This window comes from Cryobacterium sp. SO2, from assembly GCF_026151165.2.
GTDB lineage: Bacteria > Actinomycetota > Actinomycetes > Actinomycetales > Microbacteriaceae > Cryobacterium.
The window spans coordinates 3,585,889-3,602,332 of sequence record NZ_CP117849.1 but is presented as its reverse complement, the minus strand read 5'-3'; the positions used below and the strand labels follow the sequence as shown (position 1 = coordinate 3,602,332).

At 70.1% G+C, this 16,444-nt stretch carries 15 protein-coding genes; 11 read left to right on the top strand and 4 right to left on the bottom strand.

Features of this window, described 5'->3' with window-relative positions:
• The first annotated feature begins 1 nt into the window (after position 1).
• Together BJQ94_RS16945 and BJQ94_RS16940 are read left to right on the top strand one after the other, a co-directional pair.
• Positions 2 to 1,672: an MDR family MFS transporter gene (locus BJQ94_RS16945; protein WP_265399700.1), complete on the top strand. Its 1,671-nt coding sequence runs from the start codon at positions 2 to 4 to the stop codon at positions 1,670 to 1,672.
• Between the two features lie 359 nt (positions 1,673 to 2,031).
• Positions 2,032 to 3,195 carry a malic enzyme-like NAD(P)-binding protein gene (locus BJQ94_RS16940; RefSeq protein ID WP_265399701.1) on the top strand — a complete coding sequence of 388 codons (1,164 nt, stop codon included), beginning with the start codon at positions 2,032 to 2,034 and terminating at the stop codon, positions 3,193 to 3,195.
• A 65-nt stretch (positions 3,196 to 3,260) separates the two neighbouring features.
• On the opposite strand, the gene BJQ94_RS16935 is transcribed toward BJQ94_RS16940, so the two are convergent.
• The 3 genes from BJQ94_RS16935 to BJQ94_RS16925 form a co-directional block, all read right to left on the bottom strand.
• Positions 3,261 to 3,989: a class I SAM-dependent methyltransferase gene (locus tag BJQ94_RS16935; protein ID WP_265399702.1), complete on the bottom strand. Its 729-nt coding sequence runs from the start codon at positions 3,987 to 3,989 to the stop codon at positions 3,261 to 3,263.
• Between the two features lie 98 nt (positions 3,990 to 4,087).
• Positions 4,088 to 6,697, bottom strand: a complete 2,610-nt coding sequence (locus tag BJQ94_RS16930) for a YhgE/Pip domain-containing protein (RefSeq protein WP_265399703.1) — start codon at positions 6,695 to 6,697, stop codon at positions 4,088 to 4,090.
• Positions 6,694 to 7,305, bottom strand: a complete 612-nt coding sequence (locus BJQ94_RS16925) for a hypothetical protein (protein WP_265399704.1) — start codon at positions 7,303 to 7,305, stop codon at positions 6,694 to 6,696. Before BJQ94_RS16925 ends, BJQ94_RS16930 begins: the two co-directional genes overlap by 4 nt.
• 131 nt (positions 7,306 to 7,436) lie before the next feature.
• Between BJQ94_RS16925 and BJQ94_RS16920 the strand changes: the two genes are divergently transcribed.
• The 8 genes from BJQ94_RS16920 (at position 7,437) to BJQ94_RS16885 (ending at position 13,637) form a co-directional block, all read left to right on the top strand.
• Positions 7,437 to 8,018 carry a TetR/AcrR family transcriptional regulator gene (locus BJQ94_RS16920; protein WP_265399705.1) on the top strand — a complete coding sequence of 194 codons (582 nt, stop codon included), beginning with the start codon at positions 7,437 to 7,439 and terminating at the stop codon, positions 8,016 to 8,018.
• A gap of 10 nt (positions 8,019 to 8,028) precedes the next feature.
• Positions 8,029 to 8,454 (top strand): hypothetical protein, encoded by a 426-nt coding sequence (locus BJQ94_RS16915; RefSeq protein WP_265399706.1) that lies wholly within the window; start codon positions 8,029 to 8,031, stop codon positions 8,452 to 8,454.
• A gap of 103 nt (positions 8,455 to 8,557) precedes the next feature.
• Positions 8,558 to 9,076: a DUF3151 domain-containing protein gene (locus BJQ94_RS16910; protein WP_265399707.1), complete on the top strand. Its 519-nt coding sequence runs from the start codon at positions 8,558 to 8,560 to the stop codon at positions 9,074 to 9,076.
• A gap of 3 nt (positions 9,077 to 9,079) precedes the next feature.
• Complete coding sequence (locus BJQ94_RS16905; RefSeq protein ID WP_265399708.1) at positions 9,080 to 10,366, top strand: adenylosuccinate synthase; 1,287 nt, start codon at positions 9,080 to 9,082, stop codon at positions 10,364 to 10,366.
• Positions 10,367 to 10,453: 87 nt separating this feature from the next.
• Positions 10,454 to 11,119, top strand: a complete 666-nt coding sequence (locus tag BJQ94_RS16900; protein ID WP_265399709.1) for a GNAT family protein — start codon at positions 10,454 to 10,456, stop codon at positions 11,117 to 11,119.
• A gap of 91 nt (positions 11,120 to 11,210) precedes the next feature.
• Positions 11,211 to 12,152, top strand: coding sequence for a DMT family transporter (locus BJQ94_RS16895; protein ID WP_265399710.1), 942 nt, complete (start codon positions 11,211 to 11,213; stop codon positions 12,150 to 12,152).
• Between the two features lie 130 nt (positions 12,153 to 12,282).
• Complete coding sequence (locus BJQ94_RS16890; RefSeq protein ID WP_265399711.1) at positions 12,283 to 12,699, top strand: chorismate mutase; 417 nt, start codon at positions 12,283 to 12,285, stop codon at positions 12,697 to 12,699.
• Positions 12,696 to 13,637 carry an SDR family NAD(P)-dependent oxidoreductase gene (locus tag BJQ94_RS16885; protein WP_265399712.1) on the top strand — a complete coding sequence of 314 codons (942 nt, stop codon included), beginning with the start codon at positions 12,696 to 12,698 and terminating at the stop codon, positions 13,635 to 13,637. The genes BJQ94_RS16890 and BJQ94_RS16885 overlap by 4 nt, the downstream gene beginning before the upstream one ends.
• Before the next feature lie 334 nt (positions 13,638 to 13,971).
• On the opposite strand, the gene BJQ94_RS16880 is transcribed toward BJQ94_RS16885, so the two are convergent.
• Positions 13,972 to 14,886 carry a DUF559 domain-containing protein gene (locus BJQ94_RS16880; RefSeq protein WP_265399713.1) on the bottom strand — a complete coding sequence of 305 codons (915 nt, stop codon included), beginning with the start codon at positions 14,884 to 14,886 and terminating at the stop codon, positions 13,972 to 13,974.
• A gap of 318 nt (positions 14,887 to 15,204) precedes the next feature.
• On the opposite strand from BJQ94_RS16880, the gene lhgO reads away from it, so the two are divergent.
• The gene (lhgO, locus tag BJQ94_RS16875; protein ID WP_265399714.1) at positions 15,205 to 16,413 is read left to right on the top strand and encodes an L-2-hydroxyglutarate oxidase; all 1,209 of its coding nucleotides are present in this window, start codon (positions 15,205 to 15,207) and stop codon (positions 16,411 to 16,413) included.
• The last annotated feature ends 31 nt before the right edge of the window (positions 16,414 to 16,444 follow it).

The following is a 16,444-nucleotide window of genomic DNA, read 5'->3' as shown; positions in this document are numbered from 1 at the left end:
AGTGACCATCACCACCGAGGCGCCGCTCCTCCTCACCAAACGGCGAATCTGGATCATCTTCGGCGCCCTGATCGCGGGCATGCTGCTGTCGAGTCTCGACCAGACCATCGTGTCCACGGCGATGCCCACCATCGTCGGCCAGCTCGGCGGCGTCGAGCACCAGGTCTGGCTCACCACCGCCTACCTGCTCGCGACCACCATCGTCATGCCCGTCTACGGCAAGTTCGGTGACGTGCTCGGCCGGCGCAACCTGTTCCTGATCGCGATCGCGCTCTTCACCATCGCCTCGGTCGGCTGTGCCTTCGCCGGCGACTTCACCCAGCTCATCGTCTGGCGCGCCGTGCAGGGTCTCGGTGGCGGCGGACTGATGATCCTCTCCCAGGCGATCATCGCCGACATCGTGCCGGCCTCGGAGCGCGGCAAGTACCTCGGCCCGCTCGGTGCCGTGTTCGGCCTCTCCGCCGTCGGCGGCCCCCTCCTCGGTGGCTACTTCGTCGACCACCTCACCTGGCAGTGGGCGTTCTACATCAACATCCCCGTCGGCATCATCGCCTTCGCCATCGCCTGGTTCACCCTCAAGCTGCCCAGCAAGAAGGCCACCCAGCCGATCGACATCCTCGGTGTGGTGTTCCTCTCCGCCTTCACGACTTGCCTGATCTTCTTCACCGACTTCGGTGGCGACTCCGCGCACGGCTGGGATTCGCTGGAGACCTGGCTCTTCGGCGCCGGCATGCTGCTCGCCGCGATCCTCTTCGTGATCGTCGAGGCCCGCGCCAAGGACCCGATCATCCCGCTGGCACTGTTCAAGAACCCGACCTTCGTCAACGCCACCCTGATCGGGCTCACCCTGGGCCTGGGCATGTTCTCGGCGATCGGCTTCGTGCCCACCTTCCTGCAGATGTCCTCCGGCACCTCCGCCGCCGCATCCGGTCTGCTCATGCTGCCGATGATGGTCGGCCTCATCGGTACCTCGATCGTGTCGGGTATCGCCATCACCAAGACCGGCAAGTACAAGATATTCCCGATCCTCGGCACCATTCTCACCGCGCTGGCCATGGTCGCGATGACGACGCTGAGCGCCGAGACCCCGATCTGGCTGATCTGCGTGTTCCTGTTCGTCTTCGGTGCCGGCCTCGGCCTCATCATGCAGGTTGTCGTCCTGGTCGCCCAGAACTCGGTCAACCCGTCCATGATCGGCACCGCGACGAGCACGAACAACTACTTCCGCGAGGTCGGCGCATCGCTCGGCGTGGCCGTGTTCGGCACGATCTTCACGACCCGCCTCACCGAGAACCTCACCGCCGTCTTCGCCGGCGCCGGGGCGAGCGCAACGGATGCGGCCAACGCCACCGCGAGCATCGACCCGCAGACGTTGGACGCGCTGCCCGACGCCGTGCGCGACGGCATTGTCGTCGCCTACGCGGATGCGTTGGCGCCCGTGTTCTGGTTCCTGCTGCCGTTCATCGGCATCGCCTTCCTGCTCTCCCTGTTCCTCAAGCAGATCCCGCTGTCCGACGTGGCCGGCATGGTCGCCCGCGGTGAAGCCATCGGCGGCACGGAGGCCGAAGCGCTCGAGGCCGCGCATCACGGCGCAACGAGCACCAAGGTCGGCGCTCCCGCCGGCGCCGGCGATCGTGCCGACGACGCGCTCAAGGAACCCGAACCGCGCTAGACGCCGGTCGCCCGGCGGCGGCGCGCGGGTTCGCCCGGCGGCTTCGTCCGGCGGGCGCCCGCGGGTTCGCCGAGTTACGTCAGAATGCCCCTTCACTGCGCGTGAAGGGGCATTTTGGCGTAAGTCGGCGGAGAGTCCCTCGCCGACATCGGCCATATGCCCCCTTCGATGCCCGCCAAGGGGGCGTTTGCGGCAACTCGAGTCAGAGCCGTCATGCGGGGAACGCACCCGATCCGGCGGAAATAGGCCTATGGTCCCGGGTGCCCGGCCTCTCGGTGGCCGTAGCCTGATGCGAGGCCGGTCTCGAGATACTTCAGTGCGTGCGCGGCTCCCGTTGTCTCGACCGCGAAGGCCCGCCCATGTCGCTCACCGTTCCCGCCCCGTCCGCCGCCGTCACGACAGACGAGATCTTCGCCGCCCACGAGGGCGGCAAGCTGCGCATCGAACTGGCCCGGCCGATCGACACCCCGCGGGACCTGGCCGTCGTCTACACGCCGGGTGTGGCCGAGGTCAGCCGGGCGATCCACACCGATGCCGCCGTCTCCGCCCCGTACACCTGGGCGAGCCGTCTGGTCGCGGTGGTCAGCGACGGCACCGCCGTCTTGGGCCTGGGCGACATCGGCCCGGCCGCCGCGCTGCCCGTGATGGAGGGCAAGTCGGCGCTCTTCCAGCGCTTCGGCGGCCTGAACTCCATCCCCCTGGTGCTCGATACGACGGATGTCGACGAGATCGTCGAGACCCTGGTGCGGCTGCAGCACAGCTTCGGCGCCGTGAACCTCGAAGACGTCTCGGCGCCGCGCTGCTTCGAACTCGAGGCCAAGCTCATCGAGGCGCTCGACATGCCGGTGATGCACGATGACCAGCACGGCACCGCCGTCGTGGTGCTGGCCGCGCTCACCAACGCGGCCAAGGTCCTCGGCCGCGACCTGACCGGCCTGCGGGTGGTCGTCTCCGGCGCCGGCGCCGCGGGGATCGCTATCGCCGCGCTGCTGCTCGAGGTGGGCATCGAGGACGTCGTGCTGCTGGACTCCCGCGGCATCCTCAGCCACCACCGCATCGACCTGACCGGCGTCAAGGCTCGATTCGCCGTGACGTCCAACCCCCGCCAGATCGACGGCGGCCCAGCCCAGGCGCTCGCCGGCGCCGATGTGTTCGTCGGCGTCTCCTCCAGCACGGTGGAGGAGAGCCTGCTCGCCACAATGTCGGAGGACGCGATGATCTTCGCCCTCTCGAATCCCGACCCGGAGGTGGCCCCCGACGTGGCCGCCCGCTACGCCAGGATCGTGGCCACCGGGCGCAGCGACTACCCCAACCAGATCAACAACGTGCTGGCGTTCCCAGGCATCTTCCGTGGCGCGCTGGATGCCGGCGCCCGCCGCATCACCACCGCCATGAAGATCGCCGCGGCGATGGCCATCGCGGGTCTGGTCGGCGACGACCTGGCCACCGACTTCATCGTGCCCAGTGCCTTCGACGAGCGAGTGGCTCCGGCGGTCGCCGCCGCGGTGATGGCCGCCGTCTAACACCCCCACCTCGTTGCTCGAGCTTGTCGAGACCTCGTGAGGTGCGTTCGTGTCGCGTCCCGCGGTCAGCGGAGCCGGCTGGCGCGCACGATCACGTCGTGCAGCGGGAGGCCCTGCCCACCGGGACGCTCACGGCTCTGTTCCTCAGCCGTGTGGATGCGCCACACCTGCGGGTCGAGGCGCCCGGTGATGTCCGCGAGGGTCACCGTGGCCTCCGCGGGCGGCTCGTCGCCGACATCCGGCGTGCTGGCGTGCTGCTGGCTGTGCTCGCCGTGCTGGTGCTGGTGCTGGTGCTGGTGCTGGTCGCCGGGCGCGTGCCCGTCCTCGTGCCCATGGGCCGGGCCGGCGCCATGCTGCAGGTGCCCCACGATCAGCAGTGTGCCGCCGGGGGCCACCCACCGGGCGATGCGGTCGTAGAAGGCCAGCTGCGGGATGGCCGGGTGGGCGTAGTTGGTCACCACCAGGTCGAACTGGCCGCCCGGCTCCCAGGCGGTGAGGTCGGCCTCCACCCAGGTCACCGCGTCGGTCACCGACGCCCGGTCGGCCAGCGCGGCGGCCCGGGCGAGCACGGTGGCGGAGATGTCGGCCGCAGTGACCTGCCAGCCGTGCCCGGCCAGCCAGATCGCCTCAGCGCCGGTTCCGCAGCCGGCATCCAGTGCGGTGCCCGGCGCCAGCGCGGCGACCTCGCGAATCAGGTGCGGGTTCGCCGCGCCGGCCTCCCCGGCCGCCGCGGTGGAGTGACCCACCTGCTCCCAGTGCTCTTCCCAATAGTCCTTGTCAAAGTTGTGCGTCATGGCGGCCCCTCGGTTGCACGCGTCTGCGTCTCCCGTAGATAGTGCCGAACGAACGCACGACCACGCAAACCACCTTGCCGAAACGGCAAGCTGCCGGACTAGCCGATCAGGCTGGGCTTGAGGTCGCGCAGGGTGCGGAAGTGCGTCATCCGCACCACCCCGATCGCCGCGAGCACGAGCGCTCCGGTGAGCCAGAGCAGCAGCACGCCGGCGTCGTTCAGCGCGGTGGCGGGGTTGCCGCCGTACATCAGCTGGCGGATGCCGTCGACGGCGTAGCTCATCGGCATCACGTGGTGCAGGAACGCGAGCGGTGCCGGCAGGGTCTGCCAGGGGAAGGTGCCGCCGGCGGTGACCAGCTGGATGACCATCAGCACGAGACCGACGAACTGGCCCACACTGCCGAGCCAGACGTTCAGCGTCAGGATGATCGCGGCGAAGGTCATCGCGGCCAGCCCCATCATTCCGTAGGTGCCGAGCGGGTTGTGCACCTCGAAGTGCAGCACGCCAGTGAGGATCCCGAACAGTGCGGCCATCTGCAGCAGGCCCAGGATGCCGGGTGTGAGCCAGCCGGCCAGGGTGATCTTCAAGGGGGAGTGCAGCGCGGTGATGGCGCGGCGGGAGACCGGCTTCACGATCAGGAACAGCGCGTAGATGCCGATCCAGCCGGCGAGGCTCGCGAAGAACGGGGCGAGGCCGGCGCCGTAGGTACCGGCGGAGGTCACCGCGGCGGTCTGCAGATCGACCGGGTCGGCGATCGTGGAGCCCTGCAGGTCGCGGGTCGCGGCATCCGTGTCCGGGATGCTGTCGACGCCGTCGGTCAGGCCGTCGCGCAAGGTGCCTGCGCCGTCCTGGAGGCCGACGAGGCCGTCGCTGAGCGAGGATGCGCCCGTGGCGAGGGTCTCGGCGCCCGTCTTGGCGGAGGCCGCACCCGTGCTCAGGGCCGCGGCGCCATCGGCGGCGGAGGCGGCGCCCGTGCTCAGGGCGGTGGCTCCGGCGGCGGTCTGTCCGGCCCCGTCGGCCAGGGTGCCGGCGCCGGTGTTGGCGTCGCTGGCTCCGGCGGCGAGGGCGGATGCCCCTGTGGCGGTCTTACTGGCTCCGTCGGCGACCGCGGCGGCCCCATCGGCGGCGCTGCTGGCGCCCGCGGCCAGGGTCTGGGTGCCCTCGGCGGCCGTGGCCAGCGACTCCGCGAGCGTGTTGGCGCCGGCGGCGGTCTGGCTGGCGCCGTCGGCGAGGGTGGCCGCGCCGGTGGACGCGGTGGCCGCTCCATCGGCGGCGGACGCGGCTCCAGCGGCGAGGGTGGCTGCGCCCGTGACTGCCGACCGTGCGCCGTCGGCGACTCCGGTGGCACCGGTGGCGAGTTCTGCGCTGACTTCGGCAAGTACGCCGATGCCGCTGCTGGCGGTGGTGAATGCTGTGGTGGCGTCTTGTACGGCCGTGTCCAGCGGGTCGAGGGCAGCCAGGACCGCCGTGATCTGGTCGCCGGTGAGGCCTGCAGTGCGGAGCTGGGTGGTCAGGTTGGTGCGGGCGGTGTCCAGCGCGGCGGACGCCCCGGTGAGCACACTGCCGGCGCCCTCGGCGGCGGTGGCGAGGCCGGCGTTGCCATCGGCTACCTGCTGGGCGGCAGCGGCCACCTGGTCGGCGGCGGCCGACAGCTTGGTGCTGCCGGCGGAGAGGTCCGCGGCGCCAGTGGAGACCGCGGCGGTGCCGGTGGCGAGCTGGGCCGTGCCATCGGCCAGAGCGGTAGCCCCGGTGGACACGTGGTCGGCGCCCGCGGCCAGGGCGGCGGCTCCGTCGGCGAGCTGACCGGTGCCGTCCGCGACCGCGGTGGCTCCGGCGGAGACCTGGCTGGTGCCGTCGGCCACCGCTCCGGCGCCGGTGGCGAGGGTTCCGGTGCCGTCGGAGAGGGCGGTGGCGCCGTCGGCGAGTTTCCCGGTGCCGTCGGCGAGGGCGGATGCGCCCGCCGCGACCTGCCCGGTGCCGTCGGCGACCTGGCTGGCGCCGTCGGCGAGCTGACCGGTGCCGTCCGCGAGGGTGCCGGCGCCGTCGGCCAGTTGGCCGGTACCGTCGGCGAGCTGGCTGGCGCCATCGGCGAGGGTCGAGCTTCCGTCGGCGGCCGTCGTGGCGCCATCCGTGAGCTGGCTGGCGCCGTCGGCGGCGTCGACCAGGCTCGAGCGGATGTCGGACAGGCCGATGAGGAGGGTGTCGGCGGCCTGCTCGTTGACCCGGGCGACGATGGCGTCCCTGATGCTCTGCGCGGCCTGGCTGCCGATCGTGGAGGCGAGGTAGCTGTTGGTGTCGTTGGTGGTGAGGGTGATGGTTGCCTGGTGCGGCGTGTCGGTCGACGAGGAGGCGATCGAGCTGGAGAAGTCGGCGGGAATGGTGACGCTGAAGTCGTAGGTGGCGTCGGCGACGCCGGCCTTCGCGGTGGCGGCCGTCACGGTGTGCCAGTCGAAGGTGCCGTCATCGGTGAGTTGCTCGGCGACGTCGGCGCCGTAATTGGTGGCGGTGCCGTCCAGCTCCGAGCCGGTATCGGCCACGACGAGGGCCACGGGCACCCTGTCGAGTCCGGCGTACGGGTCCTGGTTGGCCCAGAGGTAGAGGCCGCCGTAGAGCACGGGCACCAGCATCAGGGCGACGAGGGCCACGCGGGACATGGTGGTGGCGGTCAGCCGCGCCAGCTCGGCGCGGATCATGGCGAAGATCTTCACAGTGCGGCTCCGGAGCGGTCGAGGATGTTGATGGCGTGGGCCGACGCGTCGCCGGCGATGACGAGCACGGCATAGCCGCGTACGGCGAGGTCGCCGGTGAGTTTCCACCAGCCCAGCGGGTCGCCGCCGTGCCGGTCCGGCGAGGTGAGCACGAGGCCCCGCACGTCGTCGCGGAGCACGGCCAGTTCGGTGAGCAGGTGGATGCGCGAGTCGGGGGCGAGGTCGGCCATATTGGCACGGGCCTGGTCGGCGAGACCGAGCTCGTCCAGCAGCACTCCGACGGCGCGGCGGTGGCCGACGCGGCCGGCGAACATGAGCTCCTCGGAGACGACCTCGGCCACGGTGACGTCTGCGGCAGGTTCGGAGACGCCGAGTGCGTCGATGAGGGCCACGTGCCGGCGGAGGCCGGCGTAGTCGGTGCGGCCGTCGAGGGTGACCGTGCCCGCGTCCGGCCGCATCCGCCCGGAGGCGATGAGGCCGAGCACGGTGGGGCGTCGTTCGGTCTCTGCCTGGGCAAGGGTGACGGCGCCGGACTCGAATTCGAGGGAGGTGAGGGGGAGGGCCGAATCCTTCGGCCCCTTGGTGACGTTGGTCAGAGCTATGCGCATGCTGAAGCCTTCTGTGACGGTGGGACGGCGCCCGGCAGCCGGACGACTCATCCGGGCGGCATGCTCCATTGCAGCGCGGGGCCGATTCCAACTATACTGACTAGTCAGTACAAATAACAAGGGGTAGGCAGATGGCACGGGTAGGTGGCACGAAGCGGGCGATTCTGGATGCTGCTCTCGAGCTCGCGGGCGAGCGCGGCATTACCGGCACGACCATGGACGACGTCGCCGAACGTGCCGGCGTGGCCAAAGGCAGCCTCTATTACAACTTCGCGTCGAAGGACAAGCTCTTCGAGGGCCTGCTCTGCGAGGGCATGTCCGCGCTCACCGAGGCGCTGCGTGAGGCGCGTGCCGGGGTCACGGGCTGGACCGCCATCGAAGCGCTCGTCACCACCCTGCTCGGCCGGATCGCGGCCAACACCGCCCTGGCCAAGGTAATCGCCGGCGACATCTTCCGCACCGACCGGGCGTGGAAGGAGACCTCGTTCGCCTTCCGGCACGAGGCCCTCGCCGAGTTCGCGACCGCCATCGACGAGGCCCTGCCGGAGGCCTCCACCGCCGGAGCCACCGCGCTGATGGCCAGCAGTGTCTTCGGCGCCACGCTGATGGCCGGGCTCGAATGGTTGATCTTCGACGAACAGCGCCCACAGCGCGACGTGGTCACCGCCGTGCTGCTCACCTTTTCCGGACGCCTGGCGCCCGCCACCCACTAGGCTCCGAGTCATGAGCGCACTCGAACCGTCCGGACCGATCGACGCCTCCCTGCCCGCCGGCTGGGCACCCGCCAGCCAGGAAGCCCCTCTCGTGCAGTTCGGCGACATCACCATCACCGAGCACTGGCTGGTCACCCCGGCCGGCAGCGCGCCGCTCCGCGGCACCCAGATCTTCGTCACCGATATGACGCGCGAGGAACGGTTCATTCCGGTCTGGGCCATCGTGTTCGCCATCATCGGCTTCTTCTTCTTTTTCCTCGGGCTGCTCTTCCTGCTCGTCAAGGAGACCCGCACCAGCGGGTTCATGCAGATCTCGGTGACCAACGGCGCATTCAGCTACCAGTCCGCCGAACTCTCCCGCGGCAACCGCACCAACCAGCTCTACGAACTGCAGAACCGGGCCAACTTCGCCCGCGGAGTCATCGCCCGCGCCTGACCTCCCTCTCGCGAGTCGTGACCTGAGCCCCGAAAACGCCCCCGGATGCGTGCTCAACTCACGGCTCGGCGGCCCATCTCTATGCGTCGCGGTAAGATCTAGTGTGACCGGCGCAAATCTGCTCGACCAGCCCGAGACCCTCCTACCCGCGGAACCGGAGGTGATCCAGGCGCTGAACCGAACCGCGACGCCCGATATCGCGACAGTTGTCGCGGCGCATCCGACATCGTCCCTGGCCTGGGCGACGCTCGCCGACTTCACCCACTCCCAGGGTCGTCTGCTCGAGGCGTACGCGTATGCCCGGGTGGGCTACCACCGCGGCCTCGACGCCCTGCGCAAGGCCGGCTGGCGTGGCCAGGGTCCCATCCCGTGGGCGCACGAACCCAACCGGGGCGTGCTGCGCGCGCTCTTCGCCCTCCGCCGCGCCGCGGCCGAGATCGGCGAGACCGACGAGTTCGAACGCCTCACCGCGTTCCTCGACGGCGCAGACCCCTCCGTGATCACCCGGTTGCGCTCGGCGCACACCGAGACCCAGATGTTCCCGGCCATCCCGCCCGCCGTCTCACCCGGCGTCGACCCGGCCCCGCCGACCGCCGCTTTCTTTATCCAAGGAGAAAACTAAGCCATGCCAGCCATCGTTCTGATCGGCGCCCAGTGGGGCGACGAGGGTAAGGGCAAGGCCACCGACCTCCTCGGCAGCCGTGTCGACTACGTCGTCAAGTTCAACGGCGGCAACAACGCCGGCCACACCGTGGTCGTCGGCAATGAGAAGTACGCGTTGCACCTGCTGCCCTCCGGCATCCTCACCCCCGGCGTCACCCCGATCATCGCCAACGGCGTCGTCGTCGATATCGAGGTGCTCTTCGAAGAGCTCGACGCGCTGATCTCCCGCGGTGTCGACGTGTCGAAGCTGCGCGTCAGCGCCAACGCCCACGTCATCACCCAGTACCACCGCACCATGGACAAGGTCACCGAGCGGTTCCTGGGCAAGCGCCAGATCGGCACCACCGGGCGCGGCATCGGCCCCACCTACGCCGACAAGATCAACCGCGTCGGCATCCGCATCCAGGACCTGTTCGACGAGAACATCCTGCGCCAGAAGGTGGAAGGCGCGCTCGGCCAGAAGAACCACATGCTGGTCAAGGTCTACAACCGCCGCGCCATCACGGTCGACGAGATCGTCGACGACCTGCTCGGCTACGCCGAACGCCTGCGCCCCATGGTCGCCGACACCGCGCTGCTGCTGCACCAGGCCCTGAACGACGGCAAGACCGTTTTGTTCGAGGGCGGCCAGGCCACGATGTTGGATGTCGACCACGGCACCTACCCGTTCGTCACGTCGTCGAACGCCACCTCGGGTGGCGCGGTGACCGGCTCCGGCATCGGCCCGAACCGCATCGACCGCATCATCGCCGTCGTCAAGGCGTACACCACCCGTGTCGGCGCCGGTCCGTTCCCCACCGAACTGTTCGACGAGTCCGGCGAGTTCCTGCGCGCCAAGGGCTTCGAGTTCGGCACCACCACTGGGCGCCCGCGCCGCTGCGGCTGGTACGACGCCCCGATCGCGCGTTACACGGCCCGCATCAACGGTGTCACCGACTTCGTGCTCACCAAGCTCGACGTGCTCACGGGCCTGGAGACCATCCCGGTCTGCGTCGCCTACGAGGTCGACGGCGTACGCTACGACGAGGTGCCGGTCTCGCAGTCCGACTTCCACCACGCCAAGCCCGTCTACGAGGAGTTCCCCGGCTGGACCGAGGACATCACGCACGTGCGCACCTTCGAAGACCTGCCGAAGAACGCGCAGGACTACGTGCTCGCCCTCGAGGCCATGAGCGGCGCCCGCATCTCCGCCATCGGCGTGGGCCCCGACCGCGAGGCGATCCTCACCCGCCACGACCTGATCGACTAACCCGCACAGCCCGCGAACCGTGACCTGAGCCCCGAAAACCTGGAGTTTTCGGGGCCCAACTCACGGCTCGGCGAATGGAGAACCTACGTGAGCGCGCACCTTCCTGACGAGAGACTTCTCACCGGTCGCTTCGTCTGCCTGGAACCGCTCAGCCGCGCCCACCTGCCGGAGCTGCATCGCGCCATCGCGCATCCGGCCGTCTTCGCCGGCGGCTACGGCGGCGGCCCGCACGGGCTGCCGGCCGACCTCGACGACTTCGTGGTCTTCGCATCGAAGTACTACCAGTGGGATGCGATGCCGTACGCCGTGCGCGTCGTCTCCGGCCCGCACGCCGGCGACCTGGTCGGCACCTCCACCCTCGGCGACATCGACCTGCCCAACGAGTCCCTGCACCTGGGCTGGACCGCATACGCCCCGCAGGTCTGGGGCTCCGCGGTGAACCCCGAGACCAAGCTCCTGATGCTCGGCGCCGCCTTCGAGCACGGCTTCGGCCGGGTGAAGATCCAGGCCGACGTGCTCAACTCCCGCTCCCGCGCGGCGATCCTGGGCATCGGCGCCCAGTTCGAGGGCATCAACCGGCGGGTGCAACGCCGGGCGGACGGCTCGTGGCGCGACACCGCCGTCTATTCGGTCCTCGCCGACGAGTGGCCCGTCGTGCAGGCCGGCCTGCACAAACGCCTCGACGGCCACGCCGGCAAGCCCGTGGAATACCGCGACCCGCGGGCACCCCGCCGCCGGGTCACGCCCGACTGATTCCGGCCATCCGCCCGCGATTTTCGGACATCACCGTCGGCACCGCCTCCGGCCGCCACCGACGGTCCACCCGGTGGGCTAGGGTCGGCAGGTGAGTGACGTTTCCACCCCCAAGAGCCCCCTGGTCGCCCTGCAATTCCTCGGCATGGGCGTGGTCTGGGGCGCCAGTTTCCTGTTCATGAAGATCGCCTTGGACGGCGTGAGCTTCGGCCAGGTGGCCTGGTCCCGTCTCGTGCTCGGCGGGCTCACCCTCGGTCTCATCGTGCTGGCCACCCGGCCGCGCGTGAACAACGGGCCGGTGCTGCCGCGCGAGGGCATCGTCTGGTTGCACTTCCTGGTCATCGCGATCAGCGGATGCTTCGTGCCGCACCTGCTGTTCGCCTGGGCCGAGCAGTACGTGTCGTCGAGCCTGGCCAGCATCTACAACGCGGTCACGCCCATCATGACCGCGCTCATGGTGACCGCCGTCTTCCGGGTGGAGAAGCTCGCCCGCGACCAGGTGATCGGCGTGCTGATCGGCATCGGCGGCGTGATCGTGATCATCGCGCCCTGGCAGTACTCCGAGCTCACCGGCGACCTCTGGGGCCAGCTCGCCTGCCTGGGCGCCGCCCTCTGCTACGGCTTCACATTCGGTTACACCCGCAAGCACCTCAGCGGCCGGCCGATCGCCGGAACCACGTTCGCGTTCCTCAACATCGGCCTGGCCGGCGCCCTGATGCTGCTGCTCACCCCGGTGATCGCCTGGCAGCCGGTGACCCTGTCGCTGCCGATCGTGCTCAGCCTGCTCACGCTCGGGGCGTTGGGCACCGGTTTCGCCTACATCTGGAACATCAACGTGCTGCGCGCCTGGGGGCCGACGACGGCGTCCACGGTCACCTACGTCACGCCAGTGGTGGGCGTGGTGCTCGGCGTGCTGGTGTTGGCCGAGACGTTCTCCTGGCACGAACCGGTCGGAGCACTGCTGGTGCTGCTGGGCATCCTGCTCACCCAGAAACGCCTCCGTCTGCCCATCGCCGTGCCCCGCCCGGCCTAAGCCCGAGGGCCGGATCACCCACCTGCGAGTTGCCCACCTGCGGACGAGTTGCCCCGCTGCACCGGGGCAGCTCGTCCGGAACCGGGCAACTCGGCGCGGGCATCCGGGTGGGTGCAATATCGTAAGAGCCATGGCTGTACACGAGGAATTGCCCGCAGACGCGGGGCAGGACGCGATCAACGAGTTGCAGGGCATCCGCCAGAGCATCGACAACATCGACGCCGCACTCATCCACCTGCTCGCCGAGCGCTTCAAGTTCACCCAGAGCGTGGGCCGGCTCAAGGCCAAGCACGGTTTGCCGCCGGCCGACCCGGCCCGGGAGTACCTGCAGATACAGCGTCTGCGCGGCCTGGCCGAGGACGCCAGGCTCGACCCGGCATTCGCCGAGAAGTTCCTCAACTTCATCATCGCCGAGGTCATCCACCACCACGAGAAGATCGCCGGCGGCGACCTCGGCCGCGTGACGGGCACGGCGGCGGGCGGCACCGGCGCCGCGGCCACCGGGCCGACCTCCGCCGACCCGACCGCCCCCGACGCCACCGCGTGAGCTGGAACCCGCGGGCGCTGCCTGACCAGTCCGGCCGCACCGTCGTGGTCACGGGCGCCAACGCGGGCCTGGGCTATTTCACGAGTGAACAGCTTGCCGGTGCCGGCGCCCACGTGGTGCTGGCCTGCCGCAATCCGGTCAAGGCGGCCGCGGCCGTCGCCGCGATCCGCGGGCGGGTGCCGGGCGCATCCGTCTCGACCCTCGAACTCGACGTGGCCGACCTCGCGTCGGTGCGCCGGGCCGCCGAGCGGATGCTCAAGCTCCCGCAGTTGGACGGCCTCGTCCTCAACGCCGGCATCGTGCATCCGCCGGTCGACCGTGCGGTGAGCCTGGACGGCACCGAGCTGGTGCTCGCCACCAACTACACCGGCCACTTCCTGCTCAGCAGCCTGGTGCTGCCCCTGCTCCTCCGCACGCCCGGCAGCCGGGTGGTGTCGCTCGGGTCGATGATCTCCCGGCTGATGGATTCCTCGCTCGACGACCTGCAACTGGAGATCACCTACAACGGCTGGAAGGCGTACGCGCAGTCCAAGATCGCCATGCAGGTGTTCGGCTTCGAGCTGGACCGGCGGCTGCGCTCGGCCGGCCTCGGCGGCCCGGCCGGCGTGCAGAGCCTGGTGTCGCACCCCGGCTACTCGATCTCGGGGCTCACCCCCGGCATCCGCGGCGTCAACGAGGTGAGCCGGGCCAAACGCTTCGTCGACACCCTGCAGGGCGTCATCGGCGCCCAGGGCAAAAACGCCGGCGCCTGGTCCACGGTGCGGGCCGCGACCGACCCGGATGCGCACGGCGGCCAGTACTACGGCCCGCGTTTGCTCACCCGCGGCGCCCCGACCCTGCAGAAGCCCACCCGCACCTCCCTCGACCTCGGCGTCGCCGCCCGGCTCTTCGCCCGCACCGAGGCCCTCGTCGGCGCCCCCTTCGCCCTCCCCGCCTGAGCCGCCCCGGCATCCGCTCCCACCACCACATCTCACGAAAGCGGTTGTGTGGCTGCCTCATCGCGGTGAGGTCGCCCTTTCGCCGCTCTCGCTCCGTTAGCTCTCGCGAGAGCGGTCCTATGGCTGCCTCATCGCGGTGAGGTCGCCGCTTCCCCGCTTTCGCGACCGGCCGCCGGGCGGTCTCGCGGGAGCTGCCACACGGCTGTTTCAGCTGCCCGAGGGCGTCGCTTCCAGCTCTCGCAGCTCACCGTGTCCGCGAAAGAGGTCGTGTGGCTGCTTCGGCGGCGTGAGGTAGACGTTTCCCCGCTCCCGCTCCCGCGGCCGCCGCGGCGGGTCAGGGGCGCCACCCCGCCGCCGCGAGAGCCGTGGTGATTTTCCGCAGGGCCGGCGAGGGCGACATCCGCAGGTGCGATTTGTTGATGCGGATGACGCGCCAGCCCGCCTCCATGATCGCGTCAAGACGGTCAACGTCCCAGTGATACTGCTCCTCATCGGTTCGGTGCTGCTCGCCGTCATACTCCACCAAGACCCGGTACCCGCGAAAGACCAGATCTCCGGTCGCGATCTTGCCGCCCATCCGATCGACAATCTCCCCGTTGACCTCCGGTTCGGGCAGTCCGGCCCGCACTATCACCAGCCTGGTCGCGGTCTCCTTGGCTGAGTCCGTGCGCGGCCGCACGGACTCGAGCGCTTCCCGCAGCTTCTTCGCTCCCCGCTGTCCAGTGTGACGTAACACGCCGGCACGCAACTCCTCCATCGTCGCCAGCGGTTGCTTTCGCCGCACGAGCGCGTCGCCCACCTCGATCAGGGCGTCCAACGCCACCAGGGTGGACAGCTGGCACCAGGTATCGACCGGAGCTGTCACCGGCACTCCGCCCACGGCGACGACCCGAACTCGGTCTCGTTGCAGGTGATGCCCCACCACTCCGCGGCCACCGTGCCGCAACCCGGCACTATGCGTCGACACGTGCACACGTGGGTCCTGGGCGAGCCGCAACGGCAGCGGCAAACCGTGCAGCAGGGCCGCGCTGGTGTGGCTGAAGAAGTGCTCCCCGCTGAGATGCGGCAGATAGGCATGGATGCGAGCGAGCGGATCGCTCGGGTCCAGGCGCTGAGAACGGATGCCCCGGTAGGGTCTGGCCAGGTCGTCTCCACGCATTCGGGCGCGGGTGACGCCCTCGGCCAGTCCCTCGTGGAGGCTGAACGCGCGGCCTCGCAGAGCTGACGGTATCTCGGTGCGCCGTTTCATCCCCAGAGGATGCGCCTTGGTTCCCGGGTCGTGCTGAACTTATCCCCAGGCCGCGTCCCGGCATCCCGCGAGAGCGGTCGTGGTGCTGCTTCATCTGGCCGAGGCAGCCGTTTCGCCGCTCTCGCGGAACATAGCTGTGGGAAGTTCTCGCGAGAGCGGTCGTGGTGCTGCTTCATCTGGCCGAGGCAGCCGTTTCGCCGCTCTCGCGGAAGGTGGGCGCCGGGCATTGCCCGCGCATCCCTCCGGGGGCAGGATGCCACCGTGCGGGGTTCGTCGAACCGGTGGTCCGCCACGGCGAACATCGAGAGACGGGCGGACATGGGCGAGCGGATTGCGGTCATCGGTGGCGGCATCGTGGGGGTGGCCAGTGCGCGCGCCCTGCTGCTGCGCGGACTCGGCGAGGTCACCGTGTTCGAGAAGGAGAACCGCCTCGCCGCGCACCAGACCGGGCGCAACTCCGGGGTCGTGCACGCCGGCCTGTACTACCAGCCGGGCACGCTCAAGGCGCGGTTGTGCGCCGAGGGCCGCCGCAGCATCCGTGACTATTGCGCCGAAAAGGGCCTCCCGTACCGGGAGATGGGCAAACTGGTCGTCGCGGTCGATGAATCCGAGCTGCCGGCCCTGGCCGAGATCGAACGACGGGCGATCGCCAACGGGGTCCCCGGCCTCGTCCGGCTCAACGGCACCGACCGCATCCGCGCGATCGAACCGCACGTGGCGGGCATTGCCGCCGTGCACTCGCCGCACACCGCGGCCGTGGAATACACCGCGATCACCGAGGCGATGGCCGCGGATGTCCGCAGCAACGGCGGCACCATCCACACCGGCCAGGAGGTGGTGGCCATGCAGATCGACGGGAGCGCGGTGCGGGTGCGCACGCACGAGACCGAGGAGGTCTTCGACCGGGTCATCGCCTGCGCTGGACTGCAGTCCGACGTCGTGGCGCGCCTGGTCGGCGCGGACCCCTCGCCCAAGATCCTGCCGTTCCGCGGCGAGTACTGGGCGCTGGACCCGGCCCGCACCGACCTGGTGCGCGGCATGATCTACCCGGTTCCAGACCCGCGGTTCCCATTCCTCGGCGTGCACTTCACCCGCGACGTGCACGGCGACGTGCACGTGGGGCCGAACGCGGTGCCGGCGCTGGCCCGTGAGGGGTACACCTGGCGCGCCGTCTCGCCCAGGGACACCTGGGAGATCCTGCGCTGGCCCGGCGCCGGCGCACTGGCCAGGCAGCACTGGCGGATGGGACTCGACGAGATCGGCGGCTCGCTGGTGAAGCCGCTGTACTACCGCAAGGCCCGCCGGTTCATCCCCGAGCTGCGGATGAGCGACCTCACCGAGAAGACCGCCGCCGGCGTCCGCGCCCAGGCTTGGGGACGCGATGGAACCCTGCTCGACGACTTCGCGGTCGACCAGGTCGGCCGGGTCACGCTGCTGCGCAACGCGCCGTCCCCGGCCGCCACGTCGTCGATGGCGATCGCCGAGCACGTGATAGAGAACTACGTGTTCGCCCGCGCCACCGAGTAGCCGGGCGGGAGCGATGAAACCGGCGCAGGTC

Excerpts from the sequence above, each read along its gene's own strand:
- BJQ94_RS16935 (WP_265399702.1), bottom strand. The coding sequence starts at position 3,989 with ATGACGCACAACTTTGACAAGGACTATTGGGAAGAGCACTGGGAGCAG.
- BJQ94_RS16905 (WP_265399708.1), top strand. The coding sequence starts at position 9,080 with ATGCCAGCCATCGTTCTGATCGGCGCCCAGTGGGGCGACGAGGGTAAG.
- BJQ94_RS16880 (WP_265399713.1), bottom strand. The coding sequence starts at position 14,886 with ATGAAACGGCGCACCGAGATACCGTCAGCTCTGCGAGGCCGCGCGTTC.
- BJQ94_RS16920 (WP_265399705.1), top strand. The coding sequence starts at position 7,437 with ATGGCACGGGTAGGTGGCACGAAGCGGGCGATTCTGGATGCTGCTCTC.
- lhgO (WP_265399714.1), top strand. The coding sequence starts at position 15,205 with ATGGGCGAGCGGATTGCGGTCATCGGTGGCGGCATCGTGGGGGTGGCC.
- BJQ94_RS16940 (WP_265399701.1), top strand. The coding sequence starts at position 2,032 with ATGTCGCTCACCGTTCCCGCCCCGTCCGCCGCCGTCACGACAGACGAG.
- BJQ94_RS16915 (WP_265399706.1), top strand. The coding sequence starts at position 8,029 with ATGAGCGCACTCGAACCGTCCGGACCGATCGACGCCTCCCTGCCCGCC.
- BJQ94_RS16925 (WP_265399704.1), bottom strand. The coding sequence starts at position 7,305 with ATGCGCATAGCTCTGACCAACGTCACCAAGGGGCCGAAGGATTCGGCC.
- BJQ94_RS16890 (WP_265399711.1), top strand. The coding sequence starts at position 12,283 with ATGGCTGTACACGAGGAATTGCCCGCAGACGCGGGGCAGGACGCGATC.